The following is an 18,781-nucleotide window of genomic DNA, read 5'->3' as shown; positions in this document are numbered from 1 at the left end:
CGCCCCGCCGCGGGGCGCGCGCCGCGCCGGGCCGGGGGGGGGGGGCCCCCCCCCCCGGGGCCCCCCCCCCCGGGGGGGCGGGGCCCCCCCCCCCCCCCCCCCCCCCCCCCCCCGACCCGTAGTCCGTCGGTCGTACGGGTAGGTCAGTGGTCGTTCTGCGCCAGCCGCAGCAGATGGTCCGCGAGGGCCTGTCCGCCGAGCGGGTCGCGGCTGATCAGCAGGAGCGTGTCGTCGCCGGCGATGGTGCCGAGGATGTCCTGGAGTTCCGCCTGGTCGATCGCCGAGGCGAGGAACTGGGCGGCGCCCGGCGGGGTGCGCAGGACCACGAGGTTGGCGGAGGCCTCCGCGGAGATCAGCAGCTCGGAGGAGAGCCGCCGCATCCGCTCCTCCTTCGCCGACTCCCCCAGCGGCACGCGCGGGGTGCGGAAGCCGCCCTCGCTCGGTACCGCGTAGATGAGGTCGCCGTCGTTGTTGCGGATCTTCACCGCGTTCAGCTCGTCCAGGTCCCGGGAGAGCGTCGCCTGGGTGACGCTCAGCCCGTCGTCGGACAGCAGCTTCGCCAACTGGCTCTGGGAGCGCACCGGTTGCCGGTTGAGGATGTCCACGATCCGGCGGTGGCGGGCGGTGCGGGTCTGCGGCACGGCCGGCCCCACGGGCTGCTCGTGCTCCTGCGCCTGACTCATCGTCGACTCATTCTCCGGATCATCCGTCCCCCTTGGCCACGTCCAGGACACCGGGCAGCGCCCGGAGGAACGCGTCCACTTCGTCGTCGCCGAGGTTCAGCGGAGGCATCAGCCGTACGACATCGGGAGCGGGCGCGTTGACCAGGAAACCGGCGTCCTGAGCCGCCTGTTGCACCTGGGGCGCGAGCGGCTCGGTGAGCACGATACCGAGGAGGAGGCCCGCACCCCGGACATAATCGATCAACGGGTGCCGAGAACTGCCGTCGGCGCCCTCGATTCCGTCCCGCAGCTTCTCGCTCTGCCGCTTCACGTTGTCGAGCAGGCCCTCGGCCTCGATCGTGTCGAGTACGGCGAGACCGGCGGCGCAGGCGACCGGGTTGCCACCGAACGTCGTGCCGTGCTGGCCGGGTTGGAGCAGGTCGGCCGCGCGTCCGAAGGCGACGGTGGCGCCGAGCGGGAGTCCACCGCCGAGCCCCTTCGCGAGGGTCACGACATCGGGCAGGACCCCTTCGTGGGCCTGGTACTCGAACCAGTGGCCGGTCCGGCCGACCCCGGTCTGCACCTCGTCCAGGACCAGCAGCGCACCGTGGGCGGCGGTGATCGCGCGGGCCGCCTTCAGATACCCGGCGGGCGGTACGACCACACCGTTCTCGCCCTGGATGGGCTCGATGATGACGAGCGCGGTCTCGTCGGTGACGGCGGCGGCGAGGGCCTGCGCGTCGCCGTAGGGCACGTGAGTGACATCGCCCGGCAGCGGCAGGAACGGCTCCTGCTTGCCGGGCTGGCCGGTGAGGGCGAGGGAGCCCATCGTCCGCCCATGGAAGGCGCCTTGAGTGGCGACCATGTGCTGACGGCCCGTCAACCGGCCGATCTTGAAGGCACCTTCGTTGGCCTCGGCGCCCGAGTTGCAGAAGAAGACCTTGCCGTCCCGGCCGAAGCGCTCAAGGAGCCGTTCGGCGAGGGCGACGGGCGGTTCGGCGATGAACAGGTTGGAGACATGGCCGAGTTGGGCGATCTGCCGGCTGACGGCTTCGACGATCGCCGGGTGGGCGTGGCCGAGCGCGTTGACCGCGATACCTCCGACGAAGTCGGTGTACTCGTTGCCCTCGGCGTCCCAGAGCCTGGCGCCCGCGCCGCGGACGAGGGGAAGCTTGGGGGTGCCGTAGTTGTTCATGAGCGACCCCTGCCACCGCTGGGTCAGCTCCTCGTTCGCGGTCATACGGCGTCCCCCTGACTCTCGTCTGACTTCTGGTCGGGCACGACCATCGTGCCGATGCCCTCGTCGGTGAAGATCTCCAGCAGGATCGAGTGCTGGACCCGGCCGTCGATGACCCGGGCGGTGGTCACGCCGTTGCGGACGGCGTGCAGACAGCCCTCCATCTTCGGCACCATCCCGGAGCTCAACTCCGGGAGCAGTTTCTCCAGTTGGGAGGCGGTGAGGCGGCTGATCACCTCGTCGCTGTTGGGCCAGTCCTCGTAGAGACCCTCGACGTCCGTGAGGACCATGAGGGTTTCGGCCCCCAGAGCAGCAGCGAGTGCCGCAGCCGCCGTATCAGCATTGACGTTGTAGACATGTCCGTCGTCCTCGCTCCTCGCGATCGACGAGACGACCGGGATACGGCCGTCCGCGAGCAGTGCCTCGATCGCGCCGGTGTCGATCGCGGTGATCTCACCCACCCGCCCGATGTCGACCAACTCCCCGTCGATCTCCGGCAGATGCTTGGTGGCGGTGATGGTGTGCGCGTCCTCGCCGGTCAGCCCGATGGCCAGCGGCCCGTGTTGGTTGAGCAGCCCGACCAGTTCGCGCTGGACCTGCCCGGCGAGCACCATCCGTACGACGTCCATGGCGTCCTCGGTGGTGACGCGCAGGCCGGCCTTGAACTCGCTGACGATGCCGTGCCTGTCGAGAGCGGCGCTGATCTGGGGGCCGCCGCCGTGCACGACGACGGGCTTGAGGCCCGCGTGGTGCAGGAACACGACGTCCTGGGCGAACGCGGCCTTCAGGTCCTCGTCGATCATGGCGTTGCCGCCGAACTTGATGACGACGGTCTTGCCGTTGTGCCGGGTCAGCCAGGGCAGCGCCTCGATGAGGATCTGCGCCTTGGGCAGCGCGGTGTGCTTGCGAGTAGTGCTCATGACGAGTACGCGCTGTTCTCGTGGACGTAGTCGGCGGTGAGGTCGTTGGTCCAGATGGTGGCCGTCTCACTGCCCGCGGCGAGGTCGGCGACGATGTGCACCTCGCGGTAGCGCATGTCGACCTTGTCGCGGTCCTCGCCGACACCGCCGTTCTTGCAGACCCACACTCCGTTGATGGCGACGTTGAGCTGGTCCGGCTCGAAGGCGGCCTTCGTCGTGCCGATCGCGGACAACACCCGTCCCCAGTTGGGGTCTTCGCCGTGGATCGCGCACTTGAGGAGGTTGTTGCGGGCGATGGAACGGCCCACCTCGACGGCGTCGTCCTCGCTGGCGGCGTTGACGATCTCGATCTTGATGTCCTTGCTGGCACCCTCCGCGTCCCGGATCAACTGCTGGCCCAGGTCGTCACAGACGGCGCGGACGGCCTCCGCGAACTCCTCGTACCCCGGGGTGACTTGGGAGGCGCCGGAGGCGAGCAGCAGCACGGTGTCGTTGGTGGACATGCACCCGTCGGAGTCGACGCGGTCGAAGGTGGTGCGGGTGGCGGCCCGAAGTGCCTTGTCCAGTACGCCGGTTTCGACATCGGCGTCGGTGGTGAGGACGACGAGCATGGTGGCGAGACCGGGGGCGAGCATGCCGGCGCCCTTGGCCATGCCACCGACGGTCCAGCCGGCCTTGGTGCTCACGACGGCGGTCTTGTGCACGCTGTCCGTGGTCTTGATGGCGATGGCGGCCTTCTCGCCGCCGTGCTCGGAGAGTTGACCGGCGGCGGTCTCGACTCCCGGGAGCAGCTTTTCCATCGGCAGCAGCAGCCCGATGAGCCCGGTGGAGGCGACGGCGACCTCGGCCGCGTTGAGGCCCAGCACGTCCGCGACCTTCTCGGCGGTGGCGTGCGTGTCCTGGAAGCCCTTCGGCCCCGTACAGGCGTTGGCGCCACCGGAGTTGAGGATCACGGCGGAGACCTGGCCGCCCTTGAGCACCTGCTCGGACCACAGCACCGGCGCGGCTTTGACGCGGTTGGAGGTGAAGACGCCCGCGGCGGCGAGGCGGGGCCCGTTGTTGACCACGAGGGCCAGGTCCGGGTTGCCGTTCTCCTTGATTCCGGCGGCGATGCCCGCGGCCGTGAATCCCTGTGCTGCCGTCACACTCACGGCGCGACTCCGATCGTAGAAAGCCCGGTGGTCTCGTCGAGTCCGAGGGCGAGGTTCATGCTCTGGACGGCACCGCCCGCGGTGCCCTTGGTCAGGTTGTCGATGGCGCTGATCGCGATGATCCGTCCCGCCGCCTCGTCGTACGCGACCTGCACCTGAACGGCGTTGGAACCGTAGACGGACGCCGTCGCCGGCCACTGCCCCGCGGGGAGCAGGTACACGAAGGGCTCGTCGGCGAAGGCCTTCTCGTAGGCGGCGCGCACGGACTCCCCGGTGACACCGGGTTTGGCCTTGGCGCTGCACGTGGCGAGAATGCCGCGGGGCATCGGCGCGAGGGTCGGCGTGAAGGAGACGGTGACGGGCTCACCGGCCGCCGCGCCGAGGTTCTGGATGATCTCGGGGGTGTGCCGGTGCCCGCCGCCGACGCCGTACGGCGACATGGACCCCATGACCTCAGAGCCCAGGAGGTGGGCCTTGGGCGCCTTGCCGGCACCCGAGGTCCCGGAGGCGGCGACGATCACGGCCTCGTTCTCGGCGAGCCCGGCGGCGTACGCCGGGAAGAGCGCGAGTGAGGCGGCGGTGGGATAGCAACCGGGCACCGCGATGCGCTTGGACCCCTCCAACGCGGCGCGGGCGCCCGGCAGTTCGGGAAGGCCGTAGGGCCAGGTGCCGGCGTGCGCGGAGCCGTAGAACTTCTCCCAGTCGGCCGCGTCCTTCAGCCGGAAGTCGGCACCCATGTCGACGACGAGGACGTCCGGGCCGAGCTGCTCGGCGACGGCGGCGGACTGGCCGTGCGGCAGGGCGAGGAAAACCACCTCGTGTCCGGCGAGGACTTCGGGGGTGGTTTCCTCCAGCACCCGGTCGGCCAGCGGCAGCAGATGCGGTTGGAGCGCGCCGAGTTTCTGACCGGCGTTGGAGTTGCCGGTCAAGGCGCCGATCTCGACCCCGGGGTGGGCCAGGAGCAGCCGCAGGAGTTCGCCACCCGCGTATCCACTCGCTCCGGCCACTGCCGCACGTACCGCCATGGAACCCTCCTCATCGATGGCATGACTATACGTAACGATGCACGTTTATGCAATCTGAGAGGGTGGGTATGCAGACGGGTCGGCCGGGACTCGGCGCCCCGTCCTCGGCGCTCGGATCAAGCGCCGGCGCCGGGCGTCCGGGCCGAGCGAGGTCGGCCACGCACCTCGGGCAGCCGGGCGCAGTCCTCCGCAGTGGCCAGGCCCTCCCCCAAGGCCAGCAGCGAGAGGAGTCGCACCGGGTGGCCGGCGGTGGCCGCGGCCTCCAGTTTGTGGTGGCCGTCGAGAAGGAAGTGGGTCAGACCCCAGTGCCGGGACTGGTCCTCCCCGAAGGCGCCGGCGGGCTCGCACACGTCCAGCGTCGAGACCGCGACGGCCGTCGGGACCGTGCCCCGGCCCATCAGCTCGGCGTACTCCTCGACCCGTTCCGGCGTGTTCCAGGTCGGGGGAACCATGGGCACGACGAACTCATAGAGGTGCGCGGACGCGTCGACCGCGGTCTCGAAGGTGCGGTAATAGGGCGTGTGCGGGTACTCCGGCAGGCCCCAGAACTGGTCGATCCCCCACGAGGCCACCTGCTCGCCGCTGAAGTAGTCGCCCTCCTGGCCCGGGACGACAAGTCGGGGCTCGACGCGCAGCAGCATCGGAAGGTACGCGCCCTCCGGAAGCAACGCGCCGAACGCGCCGATCACACCGTCTTCGATCACACCGTCTTCGATCACACCGCCGTCGCCCGAATCGGCCGACGTCCCGGTGAGTCGCTCCCGCACGGCTTCCAACGACAGCGTCTGCTTCGCGGTCTTCAGCCGGCGGAACAGCAACGGGCAGGTCCCGCACCAGAAACTGAGCTCGAAGGCGGGCTCCCCGTCGACCACGAGCAGCCTGCGCCCCGGCCCGCCCCCGTCCTCCCGCCGCTCCGCCTCGAAGCGCAGCCGCGCCTCGGGGGCCGGAACACCGAGCCTGCGCGACTCGTCAAACTTGATCATCACGAACCGACCGTACGGGGATCGCGTGGATCCGCACCACCCCTCGGCGGATCCACGCCCCCGGGCAAGGGCACGACGCCCTACTCTCACCTGCATGACGGAGCCAGTGGCAGAGACGCGCCCGCACGAGAACGAACCGAGCCCGACCCGTCTGATCGCCCTGTCCGACGGCATCTACGCCATCGCGATGACACTGCTCGTGATCGACGTGAGCGTCCCCGCACATCTGGACGACGCCGGATTCCACAAGGCGCTCGGCGAGGCCCTGCCCGGCATCGGGGCCTTCGCGCTGAGTTTCTCCCTGCTCTCCGGGTTCTGGCGGGACCACCGGCGCGTCCTCACCGTGCTGCCCACCGAGACGCCCCTGGTCACGCGCTTGATACTGCTGGGTCTCGGCCTGGTCGCCCTGCTGCCCTTCCCCACCGGGCTGCTGGCGGAGTACGCCTCCCATCCCGAAGCCGTCGCCCTCTACGCGGGGACCATGACCGCGATCCACGGGGTGCACGTGGCCCTGCTGCTGCTCACGCAACGTCAGGTGCACCCCTCGCCCAAGTCCCCGGCCGCCGTGGCCCGCCGCCGCTTCACCGTCCAACTCGGCACCAGCGCGCTGGTCTTCGCCCTGTCCATCCCGCTGGCCTACATCAACACGACGGCGGCCATGTGTTTCTGGGTCACAATCGTGCCCACCCACTACCTCATCGGCCACTACTGGCGGCGCCTCCCGCGGCCGTGAGGCGCCCTCGGTCCCGGCGTGAACTCCTCGCCGGACCACCGCCGTTCCTCACCGGCGGTTCGATGATCGAGGTCGTGGAAATGGACCGCACGACCTTCCTGCCGCCGCCGCAGCGCTTCGAGGCGGGCGTCCCGATGACCTCCCAGACGGTGGGGCCGGCCGCGGCCGTGGAGTATCTGGAGGAGCTGGGCACGGGCGAGGTCGCGGCCCACGAGGACCGGCTCACCGCCCGCGCGCTGGGGCTGCTCCAGGAGGTGCCCGGCGTACGGATCGTCGGCCCCCGTGACCTCAGCGACCGGGGCTCGGCCGTCTCCTTCGCCGTCGACGGCGTCCACCCGCACGACGTCGGCCAGATCCTGGACGAGCGGGGCGTGGCCGTCCGCGTCGGTCACCACTGCGCCCGCCCGATCGCGCGCCGGTACGGCATCCCGGCGACGACCCGGGCGAGCTTCTACGTCTACAACACCCTGTCCGAGGTCGACGCCCTGGTCGGGGGTGTCCGCGCAGCTCAGGCCCACTTCGGCAGTTGATCCCGGCAGGGCTTGACCTGGAGCGCGCTCCAGGTTCTACGGTTGTGTTCATGAGCAGCGGACAGCCCGAGAACCCAGTCCCCGGGGAGCGGGAACCCACCCTGACCATCGCCCAGGTCGCCGAGCGCACCGGACTCTCGCACGACACCCTGCGCTACTACGAGAAGGCCGGCCTGATCGAGCGGGTCGGCCGGAGCACGGGCAACCAACGGCGGTACCAGGCAGCGGACTTGGCCTGGCTGGAGTTCCTGCTCCGACTGCGCGAGACGGGCATGTCGATCGCCGACATGCAGCGGTTCGCCGCGCTGCGGGCGGCGGGGAACGTCACGGTCGCCGACCGGCTGGCGATGCTCCGCGAGCACCGTGCCGAACTCGCCGACCGGATAAGGGTGTTGCGCCGCAACGCGGCCGTGCTGGACCACAAGATCGACCACTACGAACAGCTGCTCCTCGACGAACACAAAGACGAGCACGAGCAGCCGGGAACGGACGGAACGACATGAGCGCGAGCACCACCCGAGAAGAGCGGTTCACCCACGGCCTTGAGGTCCTGAAGCGGGTCGACGGCGAGGCCGGGCAGCGGGTCGTCGACTCGCTCGCCGACATCAACCCCGAACTGGGCCACCAGGTCGTCGCCTGGGCCTTCGGCGAGGTCTACGATCGTCCCGGACTCGCCCCGCGCGACCGCCAGTTGGTGACGCTGGGCATGCTCACCGCGCTCGGCGGCTGCGAGGCCCAGCTCGACGTGCATGTGAACGCGGCGCTGAACGTGGGCCTCACACCGGAGGAGGTCGTCGAGGCACTGACGCACTCGGCGGTGTACTGCGGTATGCCGAGGGCCCTGAACGCGACCTTCGCCGCGAAGAAGGTATTCGCCGAGCGCGGGCTGCTGCCGCTGGGACAGCAGCCCGCCTCGGAGGCCGCAGCTACTTCTGCTTGATCCGCAGGAAGGTGATCGAGTTCTCCGGGAAGGTGTAACTGAACTTGTCGGCAACGCCGTTGAAGTTGGACAGGACCGGCGCGACCGCCGTGGCAGTCTCGCTGTTCACCGCGTCGGGCGCGGCGGCGAGCGTGGTCACCTTCGCCCTGGACGCGACCTTGGCACCACCCAGGTCGATGGCCGTACGGCCCGCCGAGGACTGGGCGTTGACCACCTTGACGATCAGGTCACCGGTCTTGGCGTCCTTGGTCACCACCTGACGGAACGGCTCGGCCGGCTTGTCGTCGGTGAAGCTTCCCCACTCCTGCCCGTCGAGGTACAGGGTGACCTGACGGCCCCTCACCTTGATGTCGACGTCATAGGCGCGGTCCGTGTCGATGGTCCCCGGCTTGGCGATCAGCGTCGACTTGCCGCCGTCCACGGCCTGTTCGACGGCGGTCTGGGTGTTGTTCCAGCCGCCCAGGTTCCACCAGTAGTAGTTGCCGGTGTCCTTGACTCCGAACGCGACCAGGAAGCCTTCCTTCCCTGCCTTCTTGGTGGCCTTCACATGGAGGTCGTAGTCGTGCCAGGCCGGGTCGCCCGCCGAGACCATGGTGTTCTCGGCGGCGGTGTCGGTCTGGACGTACTGCCCGTCCTGGAGACTCCAACTCCCGCCTCCCGTATGGGTCCACTGGGAGGCATCACCGGAGAAGTCGTCGGAGAGCAGCGCCGAACCGTCCGCCGCCGTCACCCTCACATCGTCGTACGCCGCGCTCGTCGCCCAGGTCGACAGGCCGACCGCGCCGGAGATCGGGGCGACAAGTGACGGCGTGCCGGTGGCGGTTGACGGCACCACCCGGCTGCCGACGTTGTTCATGAACAGCTTCTGGACCTCGTAGTTGGCTGAGCCCCAGGACGCGTGGTTGTTGAACCACACCAGGTCCGGGCGCCACTGGACGTAGTCCTCGTTGGCGAACAGCGGTGCGTAGGACGCGAGTTTGACCACGTCCGCGTTGCGTTCCAGGCCGGTCATGTAGGCCGCTTCGGCGAGGCCGTTCTTGAACGCGTTGCCGCCGGAGGCGTATTCGCCGAGGAAGACCTTCGGGCCGGTGCGGTCGTAGGAGTCGTAGCGGTTGTTGTTCTGCAGGAACCACTGCGGGCTGTTGTAGTAGTGCTCGTCGACCATGTCGACCTTGGCGTCCTTGTTGAGCTGCCAGGCCGTGTCGAAGGTCGAACCGCTGTCGTCCGGGCCCGCGTTGGAGATCACGGTCATGTACGGGTACGCGGCCTGGATCGCGGCGCGGAACTGGGTGAAACGGGCGAAGAACTCGGCGGGCAGGTTCTCCTCGTTGCCGACCTCGATGTGGGTGAGGCGGAAGGGCTTGGGGTGGCCCATCTCGGCGCGCAGCTTGCCCCACTTCGAGGTGACCGGGCCGTTGGCGAACTCGATGAGATCCAGGGTGTCTTGAATGTGCCGCTTCAGCAGCGCGGGGTCGTCGACGGCCTTGTTCTGGCCGCAGCCGGTCACCAGGGCCGGTACGACGGGCAGCGGCATCGCGCCGATGTCCTCGGCGAGGCGGAAGTACTCGTAGTAGCCGAGGCCGTAGCTCTGGTTGTAGCCCCAGAAGTTGGAGTTGGTGGCGCGCTGCTCGACCGGGCCGACGGTGTCCTTCCATTGATACGACCGCTTGCGCTGGTAGCCGGAGGCCGCGCTGTAGTCGTCCATGGAACCGGTGTTGACCAGGCAGCCGCCGGGGAAGCGCACGAAGCCCGGGTGCAGGGCGGCGATCTTCTCGGCGAGGTCCTTGCGCAGGCCGTTCGGCTCGTGCCGGTAGGTGTCACGGGGGAAGAGGGAGACCATGTCGAGGGCGGTCGCGGCGGAGGAGGCGACGGTGAGGCGGCCCGTGGTGCTGGTGCGGGTCGTGGTGAACGTGGCCTTGTACTTGGCCCAGCCGTTCTTCCGCACGGCGACCTGATGGGCGGTCGCCAGGGTGCCGCCCGCGTCCTGGAGGCTCACGGTGAGCGTGGTGCCGCCCTCGGCGCGGGCCCACACCGAGAAGTCGTACTTCTTGCCGTCCTCGACCGCGATGCCGGTGTTGTAGCCGGCGTCGGTGACGGAGGAACCGGCCGCCAGGGAAAGGTAGTTGCGGTTGGTCTCGTTGAGGCGGCCGGCGTCGTTCTCCACCTGGGCCGTACCGGTGACCGTCCAACCGGTCAGCGGGGTGTACGACTTGTTGTCGTCGGTGGAGTACTCGAAGGACCGGTTCTGGACGAGTTCGGCGTACAGGCCGCCGTCGGCCGCGCGGTTGATGTCCTCGAAGAAGACGCCGTACATCGTCTTGTCGATCGCGGCGCCCTTGGCCGCCGGGTCGACGGTGATCGCGTAGTCGGTGACGTCGGCGGCGCGGGCAGGGGCGGGGACGACGGCCGCCGCCAGCAGGAAAGCGCTTGCCCCGAGGGCAAGTCTCAGGCGGGTGCGGCTGGTGCGTGACATGGATACTCCGCGGCTCGTATCGGATCGTGCGCGATGCTCGAATGTCCAGTTCGAGATATCGGACGGCGGTCAGCACTTCGAACGGCAAGATAGGCAAGGGTCGTGAGCACGTCAATGGGGCCGGCGCGGGCGGGGACGTAGGGTCGAGGGCATGTCCGTGTTGTTTCCGTACCTCGTCCTGCTCGGCTTTCTCGCCGTCGCGCTGGGGTTCTTCACCCTGCTCGCCCGGCGGATCCGCCGCCGCGGCACCGCCGGGGGCGGCATGAGCGGCGCGCCGGCCGCGTACGAGGAGGCCTTCCGGACCACGAGTCACGCGTCGCACTACGAGATCCGGGCCCAGGCGGAGCGGAAGGTGCCCACCGACTCGCCGGACGGGTGGCGCCGGTGGCGCAAGAAGGGGTGACAGTGGGCGAGTTCTGGCCGGTACCGGACACTTTGGCTTATCTGTCCGGGAGTTGGCGAGTACGGCGGTCGGTGCGGGATCTGGTGAGCGGGGACGAGGGCGAGTTCTCGGGTACGACCGTGTTCGGCACGCTGGCCGAAGGGGGCCTGCTGCACGCCGAGTCGGGGACCTTCACCTGGCGTGGCGTGGCCCGTCCCGCCGAGCGGACGCTGCGGTTCCTGCCGGGCGCGGCGCCCGGTACGGCCGATGTGCGCTTCGGTGACGGGCGGCCGTTCCACGAACTGGATCTGACGTCGGGACGGTATGTCGCCGACCATCCCTGCGCCGCGGACCTGTACCGGGGCGAGTTCACGGTCCTGGACGCGGACCGATGGCGGACCGTGTGGCGGGTGGGCGGTCCCGCGAAGGACCTGGTGCTCGGTACGGACTACGTGCGCGTGGGTTGAACTCGCCCCGCTCCCCCGGCTAGACCCGCCTCGACTGAACCGCCGCTCCGTCGAAGCGCAGGTTCCAGCGGCCCGCGCTGCCGGTGACCGTGGTCGTCGACAGGGGGCGTACGTCGAGGTTCCAGTAGGTCGAGGGCGGGGCCTTGAGGGCGTAGACCAACGCGGCCCGGATGACGGAGGGTTCGGCGACGGCGACTATCCGGTCGCCGTCCTCGATGGGCCGGGTGTCCAGCCAGCCGCCCACCCGGGCGATGAAGGAGAGCAGCGACTCGCCGCCGTGCGGGGTGGAGCGCGGGTCGGCGAGCCAGGCATCCACCAGTGCCGGTTCGCGGGCCATCGCCTCGCCGAGCGTCAGTCCGCGCCAGCGGCCCATGTCGCAGTCCCGCAGAGCGAGTTGCACCAGCGGGGTGTAGCCGAGGCCGTCGCCGGTGGTGCGGCTGCGCGGGGTCGGCGAGCAGTAGCGCAGCTCCGCCGCCGCCAGCGGCAGCAGTATCGGCGCGGCGCGCTGCACCTCGTCCCAGCCCGCCTGGTCCAGCGGCCGGTCGTCCTCGAAGCGCTCCGCGAGCAGCGGGGAGCTGCGCGCGGCGGCGACGAACGTGACCCGAAGTTGCATGCGGCGATCGTGATCCGCCGAAGTACGCAGGTCAAGGGGGGCCGGATGAGAGTTACCCAGGGTGGGCGAAACCTTACTTCGAAGTCAGGACCAGCCGGACAAGTCACTCGAAATAAAGGGCCATCCACTGGTCGGGCCGCTCCAGTGGCTTGAATCCGACCTTCTCGTACACCCCGTGGGCGTCGTGCGTGGCGAGCAGGATCCGGCGCACTCCGAGCGGCCGCAGCTCCTCGCGTACGGCGGCGACGAACGCCGTACCGATGCCCTTGCCGCGCGCCGACGGGTCCACGTACACATCGCACAGCCACGCGAACAGCGCCCCGTCGGTCACCACTCGCGCGTACGCCACCTGTTCGCCCGAAGCCGTGTCGTACACCCCGAAGTTCAGTGAGGAAGCCACCGCGCGTTCGTGCTGCTCGCGGGGGCGGCCCTTTGCCCAGTAGGCGTCGGTGGACAGCCAGTGGTGGACGCGGTCGAGGTCGATGCGGGCGGTGTCGGCGGAGAACTCGTAGCCGTCGGGGAGGCTCGGGATGTCGTTCATGGCCGGAGACTTGCAGGTCAGGATCGCGGGAGTCGAGTGGTTTTCCACTGCGGGCCGGTGGGGGCCGGGCGCGCCCACGCGGCGGAGCCGCAGAATGTCACCGCCCCGCGCCCCTTGCGGGGCGCTCACCCGGTGCCGTAGGCCGCCCGTAGTCGCCGTACCCCCTCCACGATCTCCCCCGTCCCCGCGACCGCCGCGAAGCTCAACCTGATGTGGGCGGCCGGGGGTTCGGCGCTGAAGTAGGGGCGGCCGGGGGTGAGGGCGACGCCCGTGCGGAGGGCCGCGGTCGTGAGGGGCTGTTCGTCCGTGCCGGCGGGGAGGCGGAGCCAGAGGTGGTAGCCGCCGGAGGGGATGTGAGGGAGGGAGAAGTCGGGGAGTTCCAGGCGCAGGGCCGCCGTCATGGTGTCGCGGCGGATCTTCAACTCGGCGGAGATGGCGCGGAGATGGCGTGGCCAGGCCGGTGAGCCGACGAGTTCGAGGGCCGCTTCCTGGAGCGGGCGGGGGACGAAGAAGGTGTCGACGACCTGGATGGCGCGCAGGCGTTCCAGTACCGGTCCGTGCGCGGCGAGCGCGCTGACCCGGAAGCTGGGTGAGGTGGCCTTGGTGAGGGAGCCGACGTGGACGACGACTCCGTCGGGGTCGTCGGCGGCCAGCGGGGGCGGCAGCGGTCCCGCGTCCTCGTGCACCAGTCGTCGTACGAAGTCGTCCTCGATGACGAACGCGCCCGCGTCGCGGGCGATGCGCAGGACCTCCGGGCGGCGGGCGGGGGCCAGGACGGCGCCGGTCGGGTTCTGGAAGAGGGGCTGGCAGACGAGGACCCGGGCGCCGGTCGCGTGGAAGGCGTCGGCGAGCAGGGCGGGACGTACGCCGTCCGCGTCGACCGGCACGGGGACCGGGCGCAGACCGGCCGCCCGCGCGATCGCCAACATGCCCGGATAGGTGGGTGATTCGACGAGGACGGGTGCGCCGGGGGGTGCCAGGGCGCGCAGTGCGGTGGTCAGCGCGGTCTGGCCGCCCGCGCTGACGAGGACGTCGGCGGCGGTGACAGATCCGCCGATGCCGCGCGCGAACCACTCGCGCAGTTCGGGCAGCCCTTCCATCGGCGGCCGGCTCCAGGCGCCGGGACGCCGCCCGGCCCGGGACAGGGCCGCGGCCATCGCCCGCTCGGGCTGCAGGGACGGGTGCAGATAGCCGCCGTTGAACTCGATCACGCCCGGCGGCGGGACGGCCAGCGTGGCCAGGACCGCGGACGCGTCCACCGTGCGCGGTACGACGTCGGCGGCACCGTCCGCGCTGAGGGCGACCTCCTGCCAGGAGGTGTCTCCGGTGGCGGTGGTCGCGGCGCGCGGCGTGGCCCGGAATGCCCCGGCGCCGGGGCGGGTGACCACCAGCCCCTCGGCGGTCAGCTGCGCGAGGGCGCGCGAGACGGTCACCGGGCTCACCCGGAACCGCTCGACGAGCGCCCGGCTCGACGGCAGCTTTCCACCGGGAGAGTAGCGGTCGAGTTCACGCCGCAACTGATTCGCCAGTTCACCGACACTGCTACGCTCTTGCATGAGAGCACACGATAGCGCTACTGCACCGAGCCCGATAGCGGTCAGCACCGCCCCGACCATCACCACCGGGACGGCCAAGGCGGCGAAGGTGCCCGCCGGTACGGTCCTCGCCGCCCTCGGTGTGATCGCCTTCTCCCTCACCTTTCCCGCCACCGCGTGGGGGCTGGAAGGCTTCGGCCCCTGGTCGTTGGTGGCCGTGCGCTGCGTCCTGGCCGCGCTGATGGCGGGCGGCTGTCTGCTGGCGCTGCGCGTGCCCGTGCCCGCCCGCCGGCACTGGGCCGGGCTGGCCGTCGTCGCGGCCGGAGTGGTGGTCGGGTTCCCGATGCTGACCACGCTCGCGCTGGAGACGTCGACCACCGCGCACGCGGCGGTCGTCGTAGGCCTGCTGCCGCTGACGACAGCGGCCCTGTCCGCGCTGCGCACCGGCGTCCGCCCCTCGCGCACCTTCTGGACGGCCGCGCTCGCGGGCGCCGGAGCGGTGCTCGCCTTCACGATCCAGCAGAGCGGCGGCGCGCTGACCAGCGCCGACCTCTATCTCCTCGCGGCCCTGCTGGTCTGCGCGGCCGGCTACACGGAGGGCGGCCGGCTGGCCCGGGTGATGCCCGGCTGGCAGGTCATCGCCTGGGCGCTGGTCCTCTGCCTCCCGCTGAGCGTGCCCGCCGCCGCGGTCGCGCTGTCGTACGACACCCCGCAGCTCACCGCGCACAGTGTGGCTGGCGTGCTGTGGGTCGCCGCCGGTTCGCAGTTCCTCGGGCTGGTCGTCTGGTACCGGGGCATGGCGGCGATCGGGGTCCCGAAGGCCAGCCAGTTGCAGTTGGCGCAGCCGCTGCTCACGCTGGTGTGGTCGGTGTTCCTGCTGGGTGAGCACCTGCCGGTGGCCGCTCCGCTGACGGCGGCGGCCGTGCTGGTGTGCATCGCCGTCACCCAGCGCGCCCGGAGTTGATGGACGTGCGCGATCCGGTCCCGGCCGGGCGGGCCGCCGTAGACTCGAAGGGATGGACGCTGCTCCCGGACTCGGTGAGGAGGCGGTGCAGATGCGTGCGACCGTTGGCGACAGGCTCGTTCAGCACGGCAGGGTGGTCGGCCTGCACGATCAGGTCTCGGAGGTCGTCGAGGTGATGGGCAGGGAGGGCAATCCGCCCTACCGCGTCCGCTTCCCCGACGGGCACGAGGCCGTGATGTCACCCGGCCCCGACTGCGAGGTCAGGCACCAGGACACGGAACGGTAGATCAGCGCGGGGGTTTCGCCGGCTGCCCGTAGTGGTCGGCGACCACCCGCGCCATGGCCTCGATGCGGTCCACCGCGACGTCCCGGGCCGCGAAGAAGACATGCCCGCCGACTTCCGGGTAGCGGTCGGCGAGGGTGAGATGGCGGGAGAGTTCGGCCGGGTCCTGCCAGGCAGCGGGCTGCGCCGGGTCGCCCGCCTTGTAGAGCGCCTCACCCGCGTACAGCCGCGTCTTCGAGCCGTGCGCGACCGCCGCCCACCAGGGCAGCAACTTCGCGTAGTCGGCGGGGGCGAAGCCGATGTTCCAGTACAGCTGCGGCACGATGTAGTCGATCCAGCCCTCCCGCACCCATTTCCGGGTGTCCGCGCAGAGATCGTCGTACGTCTGCACCCCGGCCGTGGTGTCGGAGCCGCGCGGGTCGGTCGCGGCGTTGCGCCACACTCCGAAGGGGCTGATGCCGAAGCGCGTGCCCGGACGGGTCTGCTTGATGCGGGCGGCGGTCTCGCGGATCAGCTTGTCGATGTTGTCGCGGCGCCAGGCGGCCCGGTCGGTGAAGGCGCCGCCGTACTTGTCGTAGGCCGCGTCGTCGTCGAAGGTCTGGCCGGCGACCGGGTACGGGTAGAAGTAGTCGTCGAAGTGGACCGCGTCCACGGGGTACTTGCGCACCGCGTCGAGGATCGCGTTCTCGACGAAGAGCCGGACCTGCGGCAGCCCGGGGTTGTAGTAGAGCTTCCCGCCGTACGTCACGACCCAGTCGGGGTGCTTGCGCGCGGGGTGCGAGGCGACGAGCTTCGTCAGGTCGGTGTTGTTGGCGATGCGGTACGGGTTGAACCAGGCATGCAGTTGCAGCCCCCGCACATGCGCCTCTTCTACGGCGGTCTTCAGCGGGTCCCAGCCGGGGGCGACGCCCTGGGTGCCGGTCAGGTACTGGGACCAGGGTTCGTAGGGCGAGGGCCACAACGCGTCGGCGGTGGGCCGGACTTGGAAGATCACCGTGTTGAGGCGGTCGCGGACCGCGGTGTCGAGGTGGGCGATCAGTTCGGTGCGCTGCTGCGCGGCGGTCAGGCCCGGGCGGGAGGGCCAGTCGCGGTTGGCCACCGTCGCCAGCCACACGCCCCGCATCTCGGTGACCGCGCGCGGACGCCCGGCCGCTGCCGGCGCGCGCCCGGTGTCCGCCGCCGCGCTGCCCGTGGTCGCCAGGGTCGACAGCGCCGCCATCGCGAACGTCCGGCGTGACAATCGCCCCATTCGTACACCCCCATACGCTGTGGATCCGTGCGGTCACGGATCTCCTCCGCGCCCCAGGATGCCCGACCCCGGCGATCGATCATCGATACTTGCGGGTAACGTGCACGATCGGAGCAGACTCCGGACAACGGGGTTCTACCAGAGCCCGCATCAGCAGCGAAGGGGACGATGTGACGGACATCCCGTCGGGAGACATCTCGCGCGTCGGAGTGGTCGGCTGCGGCCAGATGGGCGCCGGTATCGCCGAGGTGTGCGCCCGCGCCGGCCTGGACGTGAAGGTCGCCGAGACCACCGGCGAGGCCCTGGAGATCGGCCGGACCCGGCTGTTCAACTCGCTGACCAAGGCCGCCGAACGCGGCAAGATCTCCGCCGAGGAACTGGCCGAGACGCAGGCGCGGCTCAGCTTCACCACCGACCTCGGCGAGTTCGCCGACCGCGACCTCGTCATCGAGGCCGTCGTCGAGAACGAGCAGGTGAAGACCGAGATCTTCCAGGTGCTCGACCAGGTCGTGACCCGCCCCGACGCGATCCTCGCCTCCAACACCTCCTCGATCCCGCTGGTACGGCTCGCGGTCACCACCTCGCGCCCCGACCAGGTCATCGGCATCCACTTCTTCAACCCGGCCCCGGTGCAGCAACTCGTCGAACTGATCCCGGCGTTGACCACCTCCGAGGGCACGCTCAGCCGCGCCCAGCTGTTCACCGAGAAGGTGCTCGGCAAGCACGCGATCCGCGCCCAGGACCGCTCCGGTTTCGTGGTCAACGCGCTGCTGATCCCCTATCTCCTGTCCGCGATCCGGATGTTCGAGTCGGGCATCGCCAGCCGCGAGGACATCGACAACGGCATGGAGCTGGGCTGCGCCCACCCGATGGGCCCGCTGAAGCTGTCCGACCTGATCGGCCTGGACACGGTCGCCTCGGTCGCGTACTCGATGTACGAGGAGTACAAGGAGCCGCTCTACGCCGCTCCCCCGCTGCTCCAGCGCATGGTCGACGCGGGACGCCTCGGCCGGAAGTCCGGCTCGGGGTTCTACACCTACGGCTGAGCGCGCACCGCGCGGCAACTCACCGTGACATCACGGCCGTTACGGGCCCGGCGCTCTTCGGAGCGCCGGGCCCGCGGCATTCACACACCGTGTGCGCGTCGGGCCCGCATATGCCGCTCGCACACTCTCCCCCGGTGTCCACCAGGCGAGTTGACTCTTCATGCGCATGCAAGGGATGTTCCGACTACGGAAAGGAGCGGACACGTGACCGCCGACCCCGAGCATCCCGTGGTCCATGGAGAACTCGCAGAGTTACGCCGCCGCCTCGACGTCGCCTACGCGCGGGTCGAGGGAGGGCTGGCCCTGCTCAGCCATCGCACCGAGGAGACCGACAAGGAAGTGGATGATCTGAGCGCGCGAATCGTCGCCCTGGAGCACGCCCGCTGGCCACTGCCGGCGATCGCGGCACTGACTGCCGTGGGCGCGCTCGTCGTGACGATCTGGCAGGCCCTGGGGCGCTAGACGCCTGGACGTCGGGCGGGACTTCGAGGGGCGTCCTGGCCCAGCCTCAAATGGTGCAACAGCAGTAACGCGGCCGCCATGTTGGCGGCCGGGACCTCCCCGCGGGCGACCATGTCGGGTACGAGTTTGAGCGGTACCCATTCCCGGCGGTCCGATTCGAAGTCGTCCACGGGGTGTCCGGTGTACTCGCCCTCGTCGGCCCAGTAGATGTGGTGCCGGGCGTCCGTGAGCCCGTTGGACGGTTCCACGCTCATCAGGTGGTGCAGGGGCCCCGGCCGCCAGCCGGTCTCTTCCTCCAGTTCCCTGGCGGCGGCCCGCGCGATGTCCTCGCCGTCCTCGACGACGCCCGCCGCGAGCTCCCACCCCCAGCTGTCGGTGATGAAGCGGTGCCGCCACAGGAGGAGAACCTCGTTCGCCTCGTTCACGACCGTCGCCACCGCCACCGGCCTCAGCCGTATGAGGAAGTGGTCGAGGTGCTGGCCGTCGGGTAGTTCGACATCCGCGAGATTGACGCTGAACCAGCGGTTTGAGTACACAGTTTGTTCGTTCTGTTTCGTCCACTGCACGGTTCTGCCACCTTCCGTC

General features: G+C 70.2%; 22 protein-coding genes. 10 read left to right on the top strand and 12 right to left on the bottom strand.

Annotation, left to right across the window (positions count from 1 at the left end):
* Positions 1-143: 143 nt before the first annotated feature.
* The 6 genes from ACFXC1_RS25135 to ACFXC1_RS25110 form a co-directional block, all read right to left on the bottom strand.
* Positions 144-683 (bottom strand): arginine repressor, encoded by a 540-nt coding sequence (locus ACFXC1_RS25135; protein ID WP_381245990.1) that lies wholly within the window; start codon positions 681-683, stop codon positions 144-146.
* Positions 684-702: 19 nt separating this feature from the next.
* A complete protein-coding gene (locus ACFXC1_RS25130) occupies positions 703-1,902 on the bottom strand; it encodes an acetylornithine transaminase (protein ID WP_381245988.1) in 1,200 nt (399 codons plus the stop codon).
* Complete coding sequence (gene argB / locus ACFXC1_RS25125) at positions 1,899-2,819, bottom strand: acetylglutamate kinase (protein ID WP_381245986.1); 921 nt, start codon at positions 2,817-2,819, stop codon at positions 1,899-1,901. The genes ACFXC1_RS25130 and argB overlap by 4 nt, the downstream gene beginning before the upstream one ends.
* A complete protein-coding gene (argJ, locus tag ACFXC1_RS25120; protein WP_381245984.1) occupies positions 2,816-3,970 on the bottom strand; it encodes a bifunctional glutamate N-acetyltransferase/amino-acid acetyltransferase ArgJ in 1,155 nt (384 codons plus the stop codon). The genes argB and argJ overlap by 4 nt, the downstream gene beginning before the upstream one ends.
* Positions 3,967-4,995 (bottom strand): N-acetyl-gamma-glutamyl-phosphate reductase, encoded by a 1,029-nt coding sequence (gene argC / locus ACFXC1_RS25115; protein ID WP_381245982.1) that lies wholly within the window; start codon positions 4,993-4,995, stop codon positions 3,967-3,969. The genes argJ and argC overlap by 4 nt, the downstream gene beginning before the upstream one ends.
* Before the next feature lie 116 nt (positions 4,996-5,111).
* On the bottom strand, positions 5,112-5,978 hold the full coding sequence (locus tag ACFXC1_RS25110; RefSeq protein ID WP_381246130.1) for a hypothetical protein: 867 nt from the start codon (positions 5,976-5,978) through the stop codon (positions 5,112-5,114).
* A gap of 94 nt (positions 5,979-6,072) precedes the next feature.
* Here ACFXC1_RS25110 and ACFXC1_RS25105 point away from each other — a divergent pair, with 94 nt between their 5' ends.
* The 4 genes from ACFXC1_RS25105 to ACFXC1_RS25090 are packed head-to-tail and all read left to right on the top strand — an operon-like array spanning position 6,073 to position 8,181.
* Positions 6,073-6,711: a TMEM175 family protein gene (locus ACFXC1_RS25105; protein ID WP_381245980.1), complete on the top strand. Its 639-nt coding sequence runs from the start codon at positions 6,073-6,075 to the stop codon at positions 6,709-6,711.
* Positions 6,708-7,241, top strand: a complete 534-nt coding sequence (locus ACFXC1_RS25100; protein WP_381245978.1) for an aminotransferase class V-fold PLP-dependent enzyme — start codon at positions 6,708-6,710, stop codon at positions 7,239-7,241. The genes ACFXC1_RS25105 and ACFXC1_RS25100 overlap by 4 nt, the downstream gene beginning before the upstream one ends.
* Positions 7,242-7,291: 50 nt before the next feature.
* Complete coding sequence (locus ACFXC1_RS25095) at positions 7,292-7,744, top strand: MerR family transcriptional regulator (protein WP_381245976.1); 453 nt, start codon at positions 7,292-7,294, stop codon at positions 7,742-7,744.
* Entirely contained in the window at positions 7,741-8,181 is a 441-nt protein-coding gene (locus ACFXC1_RS25090; RefSeq protein WP_381245974.1) for a carboxymuconolactone decarboxylase family protein, read from the top strand. Before ACFXC1_RS25095 ends, ACFXC1_RS25090 begins: the two co-directional genes overlap by 4 nt.
* Here ACFXC1_RS25090 and ACFXC1_RS25085 read toward each other — a convergent pair.
* The gene (locus tag ACFXC1_RS25085) at positions 8,168-10,654 is read right to left on the bottom strand and encodes an alpha-L-arabinofuranosidase C-terminal domain-containing protein (protein WP_381245973.1); all 2,487 of its coding nucleotides are present in this window, start codon (positions 10,652-10,654) and stop codon (positions 8,168-8,170) included. The two genes, ACFXC1_RS25090 and ACFXC1_RS25085, sit on opposite strands and share 14 nt — an antisense overlap.
* Positions 10,655-10,805: 151 nt before the next feature.
* Between ACFXC1_RS25085 and ACFXC1_RS25080 the strand changes: the two genes are divergently transcribed.
* Complete coding sequence (locus ACFXC1_RS25080; protein ID WP_381245971.1) at positions 10,806-11,057, top strand: hypothetical protein; 252 nt, start codon at positions 10,806-10,808, stop codon at positions 11,055-11,057.
* A 2-nt stretch (positions 11,058-11,059) separates the two neighbouring features.
* Entirely contained in the window at positions 11,060-11,503 is a 444-nt protein-coding gene (locus ACFXC1_RS25075) for a DUF6314 family protein (protein ID WP_381245970.1), read from the top strand.
* A 19-nt stretch (positions 11,504-11,522) separates the two neighbouring features.
* Here the strand turns inward: ACFXC1_RS25075 and ACFXC1_RS25070 are convergent, their stop codons facing one another.
* The 3 genes from ACFXC1_RS25070 to ACFXC1_RS25060 form a co-directional block, all read right to left on the bottom strand.
* On the bottom strand, positions 11,523-12,116 hold the full coding sequence (locus ACFXC1_RS25070; RefSeq protein WP_381245968.1) for a histidine phosphatase family protein: 594 nt from the start codon (positions 12,114-12,116) through the stop codon (positions 11,523-11,525).
* Between the two features lie 103 nt (positions 12,117-12,219).
* A complete protein-coding gene (locus ACFXC1_RS25065; protein ID WP_381245966.1) occupies positions 12,220-12,657 on the bottom strand; it encodes a GNAT family N-acetyltransferase in 438 nt (145 codons plus the stop codon).
* A 125-nt stretch (positions 12,658-12,782) separates the two neighbouring features.
* Positions 12,783-14,213, bottom strand: a complete 1,431-nt coding sequence (locus ACFXC1_RS25060) for an aminotransferase-like domain-containing protein (RefSeq protein WP_381245964.1) — start codon at positions 14,211-14,213, stop codon at positions 12,783-12,785.
* Between ACFXC1_RS25060 and ACFXC1_RS25055 the strand changes: the two genes are divergently transcribed.
* Positions 14,212-15,156, top strand: a complete 945-nt coding sequence (locus ACFXC1_RS25055) for a DMT family transporter (RefSeq protein ID WP_381245962.1) — start codon at positions 14,212-14,214, stop codon at positions 15,154-15,156. The two genes, ACFXC1_RS25060 and ACFXC1_RS25055, sit on opposite strands and share 2 nt — an antisense overlap.
* A gap of 91 nt (positions 15,157-15,247) precedes the next feature.
* The gene (locus ACFXC1_RS25050; protein ID WP_381246129.1) at positions 15,248-15,442 is read left to right on the top strand and encodes a DUF1918 domain-containing protein; all 195 of its coding nucleotides are present in this window, start codon (positions 15,248-15,250) and stop codon (positions 15,440-15,442) included.
* A gap of 1 nt (position 15,443) precedes the next feature.
* Here ACFXC1_RS25050 and ACFXC1_RS25045 read toward each other — a convergent pair whose 3' ends face one another.
* The gene (locus ACFXC1_RS25045) at positions 15,444-16,688 is read right to left on the bottom strand and encodes a glycoside hydrolase family 10-like protein (protein ID WP_381245960.1); all 1,245 of its coding nucleotides are present in this window, start codon (positions 16,686-16,688) and stop codon (positions 15,444-15,446) included.
* Between the two features lie 170 nt (positions 16,689-16,858).
* On the opposite strand from ACFXC1_RS25045, the gene ACFXC1_RS25040 reads away from it, so the two are divergent.
* Together ACFXC1_RS25040 and ACFXC1_RS25035 are read left to right on the top strand one after the other, a co-directional pair.
* Entirely contained in the window at positions 16,859-17,734 is an 876-nt protein-coding gene (locus tag ACFXC1_RS25040) for a 3-hydroxybutyryl-CoA dehydrogenase (protein ID WP_381245959.1), read from the top strand.
* 204 nt (positions 17,735-17,938) lie between these two features.
* Complete coding sequence (locus ACFXC1_RS25035) at positions 17,939-18,196, top strand: hypothetical protein (protein ID WP_381245957.1); 258 nt, start codon at positions 17,939-17,941, stop codon at positions 18,194-18,196.
* Here the strand turns inward: ACFXC1_RS25035 and ACFXC1_RS25030 are convergent.
* Complete coding sequence (locus tag ACFXC1_RS25030) at positions 18,193-18,762, bottom strand: NUDIX hydrolase (protein ID WP_026178159.1); 570 nt, start codon at positions 18,760-18,762, stop codon at positions 18,193-18,195. The two genes, ACFXC1_RS25035 and ACFXC1_RS25030, sit on opposite strands and share 4 nt — an antisense overlap.
* Between the last annotated feature and the right edge of the window lie 19 nt (positions 18,763-18,781).

Origin of the sequence: Streptomyces hokutonensis (assembly GCF_042751305.1) — a bacterium.
GTDB lineage: Bacteria > Actinomycetota > Actinomycetes > Streptomycetales > Streptomycetaceae > Streptomyces > Streptomyces hokutonensis_A.
The sequence above is the reverse complement of the archived record's forward strand: the minus strand, read 5'-3'. Positions and strand labels throughout refer to the sequence as shown.

What these genes read in the sequence shown, in the direction of transcription:
- argB (WP_381245986.1), bottom strand. Translation starts at nt 2,819, where the DNA reads ATGAGCACTACTCGCAAGCACACCGCGCTGCCCAAGGCGCAGATCCTC.
- ACFXC1_RS25060 (WP_381245964.1), bottom strand. Translation starts at nt 14,213, where the DNA reads ATGCAAGAGCGTAGCAGTGTCGGTGAACTGGCGAATCAGTTGCGGCGT.
- ACFXC1_RS25105 (WP_381245980.1), top strand. Translation starts at nt 6,073, where the DNA reads ATGACGGAGCCAGTGGCAGAGACGCGCCCGCACGAGAACGAACCGAGC.
- argC (WP_381245982.1), bottom strand. Translation starts at nt 4,995, where the DNA reads ATGGCGGTACGTGCGGCAGTGGCCGGAGCGAGTGGATACGCGGGTGGC.
- ACFXC1_RS25130 (WP_381245988.1), bottom strand. Translation starts at nt 1,902, where the DNA reads ATGACCGCGAACGAGGAGCTGACCCAGCGGTGGCAGGGGTCGCTCATG.
- ACFXC1_RS25065 (WP_381245966.1), bottom strand. Translation starts at nt 12,657, where the DNA reads ATGAACGACATCCCGAGCCTCCCCGACGGCTACGAGTTCTCCGCCGAC.
- ACFXC1_RS25085 (WP_381245973.1), bottom strand. Translation starts at nt 10,654, where the DNA reads ATGTCACGCACCAGCCGCACCCGCCTGAGACTTGCCCTCGGGGCAAGC.
- ACFXC1_RS25110 (WP_381246130.1), bottom strand. Translation starts at nt 5,978, where the DNA reads ATGATCAAGTTTGACGAGTCGCGCAGGCTCGGTGTTCCGGCCCCCGAG.
- ACFXC1_RS25070 (WP_381245968.1), bottom strand. Translation starts at nt 12,116, where the DNA reads ATGCAACTTCGGGTCACGTTCGTCGCCGCCGCGCGCAGCTCCCCGCTG.
- ACFXC1_RS25055 (WP_381245962.1), top strand. Translation starts at nt 14,212, where the DNA reads ATGAGAGCACACGATAGCGCTACTGCACCGAGCCCGATAGCGGTCAGC.
- ACFXC1_RS25080 (WP_381245971.1), top strand. Translation starts at nt 10,806, where the DNA reads ATGTCCGTGTTGTTTCCGTACCTCGTCCTGCTCGGCTTTCTCGCCGTC.
- ACFXC1_RS25090 (WP_381245974.1), top strand. Translation starts at nt 7,741, where the DNA reads ATGAGCGCGAGCACCACCCGAGAAGAGCGGTTCACCCACGGCCTTGAG.
- ACFXC1_RS25050 (WP_381246129.1), top strand. Translation starts at nt 15,248, where the DNA reads ATGCGTGCGACCGTTGGCGACAGGCTCGTTCAGCACGGCAGGGTGGTC.
- ACFXC1_RS25045 (WP_381245960.1), bottom strand. Translation starts at nt 16,688, where the DNA reads ATGGGGCGATTGTCACGCCGGACGTTCGCGATGGCGGCGCTGTCGACC.
- ACFXC1_RS25135 (WP_381245990.1), bottom strand. Translation starts at nt 683, where the DNA reads ATGAGTCAGGCGCAGGAGCACGAGCAGCCCGTGGGGCCGGCCGTGCCG.
- ACFXC1_RS25095 (WP_381245976.1), top strand. Translation starts at nt 7,292, where the DNA reads ATGAGCAGCGGACAGCCCGAGAACCCAGTCCCCGGGGAGCGGGAACCC.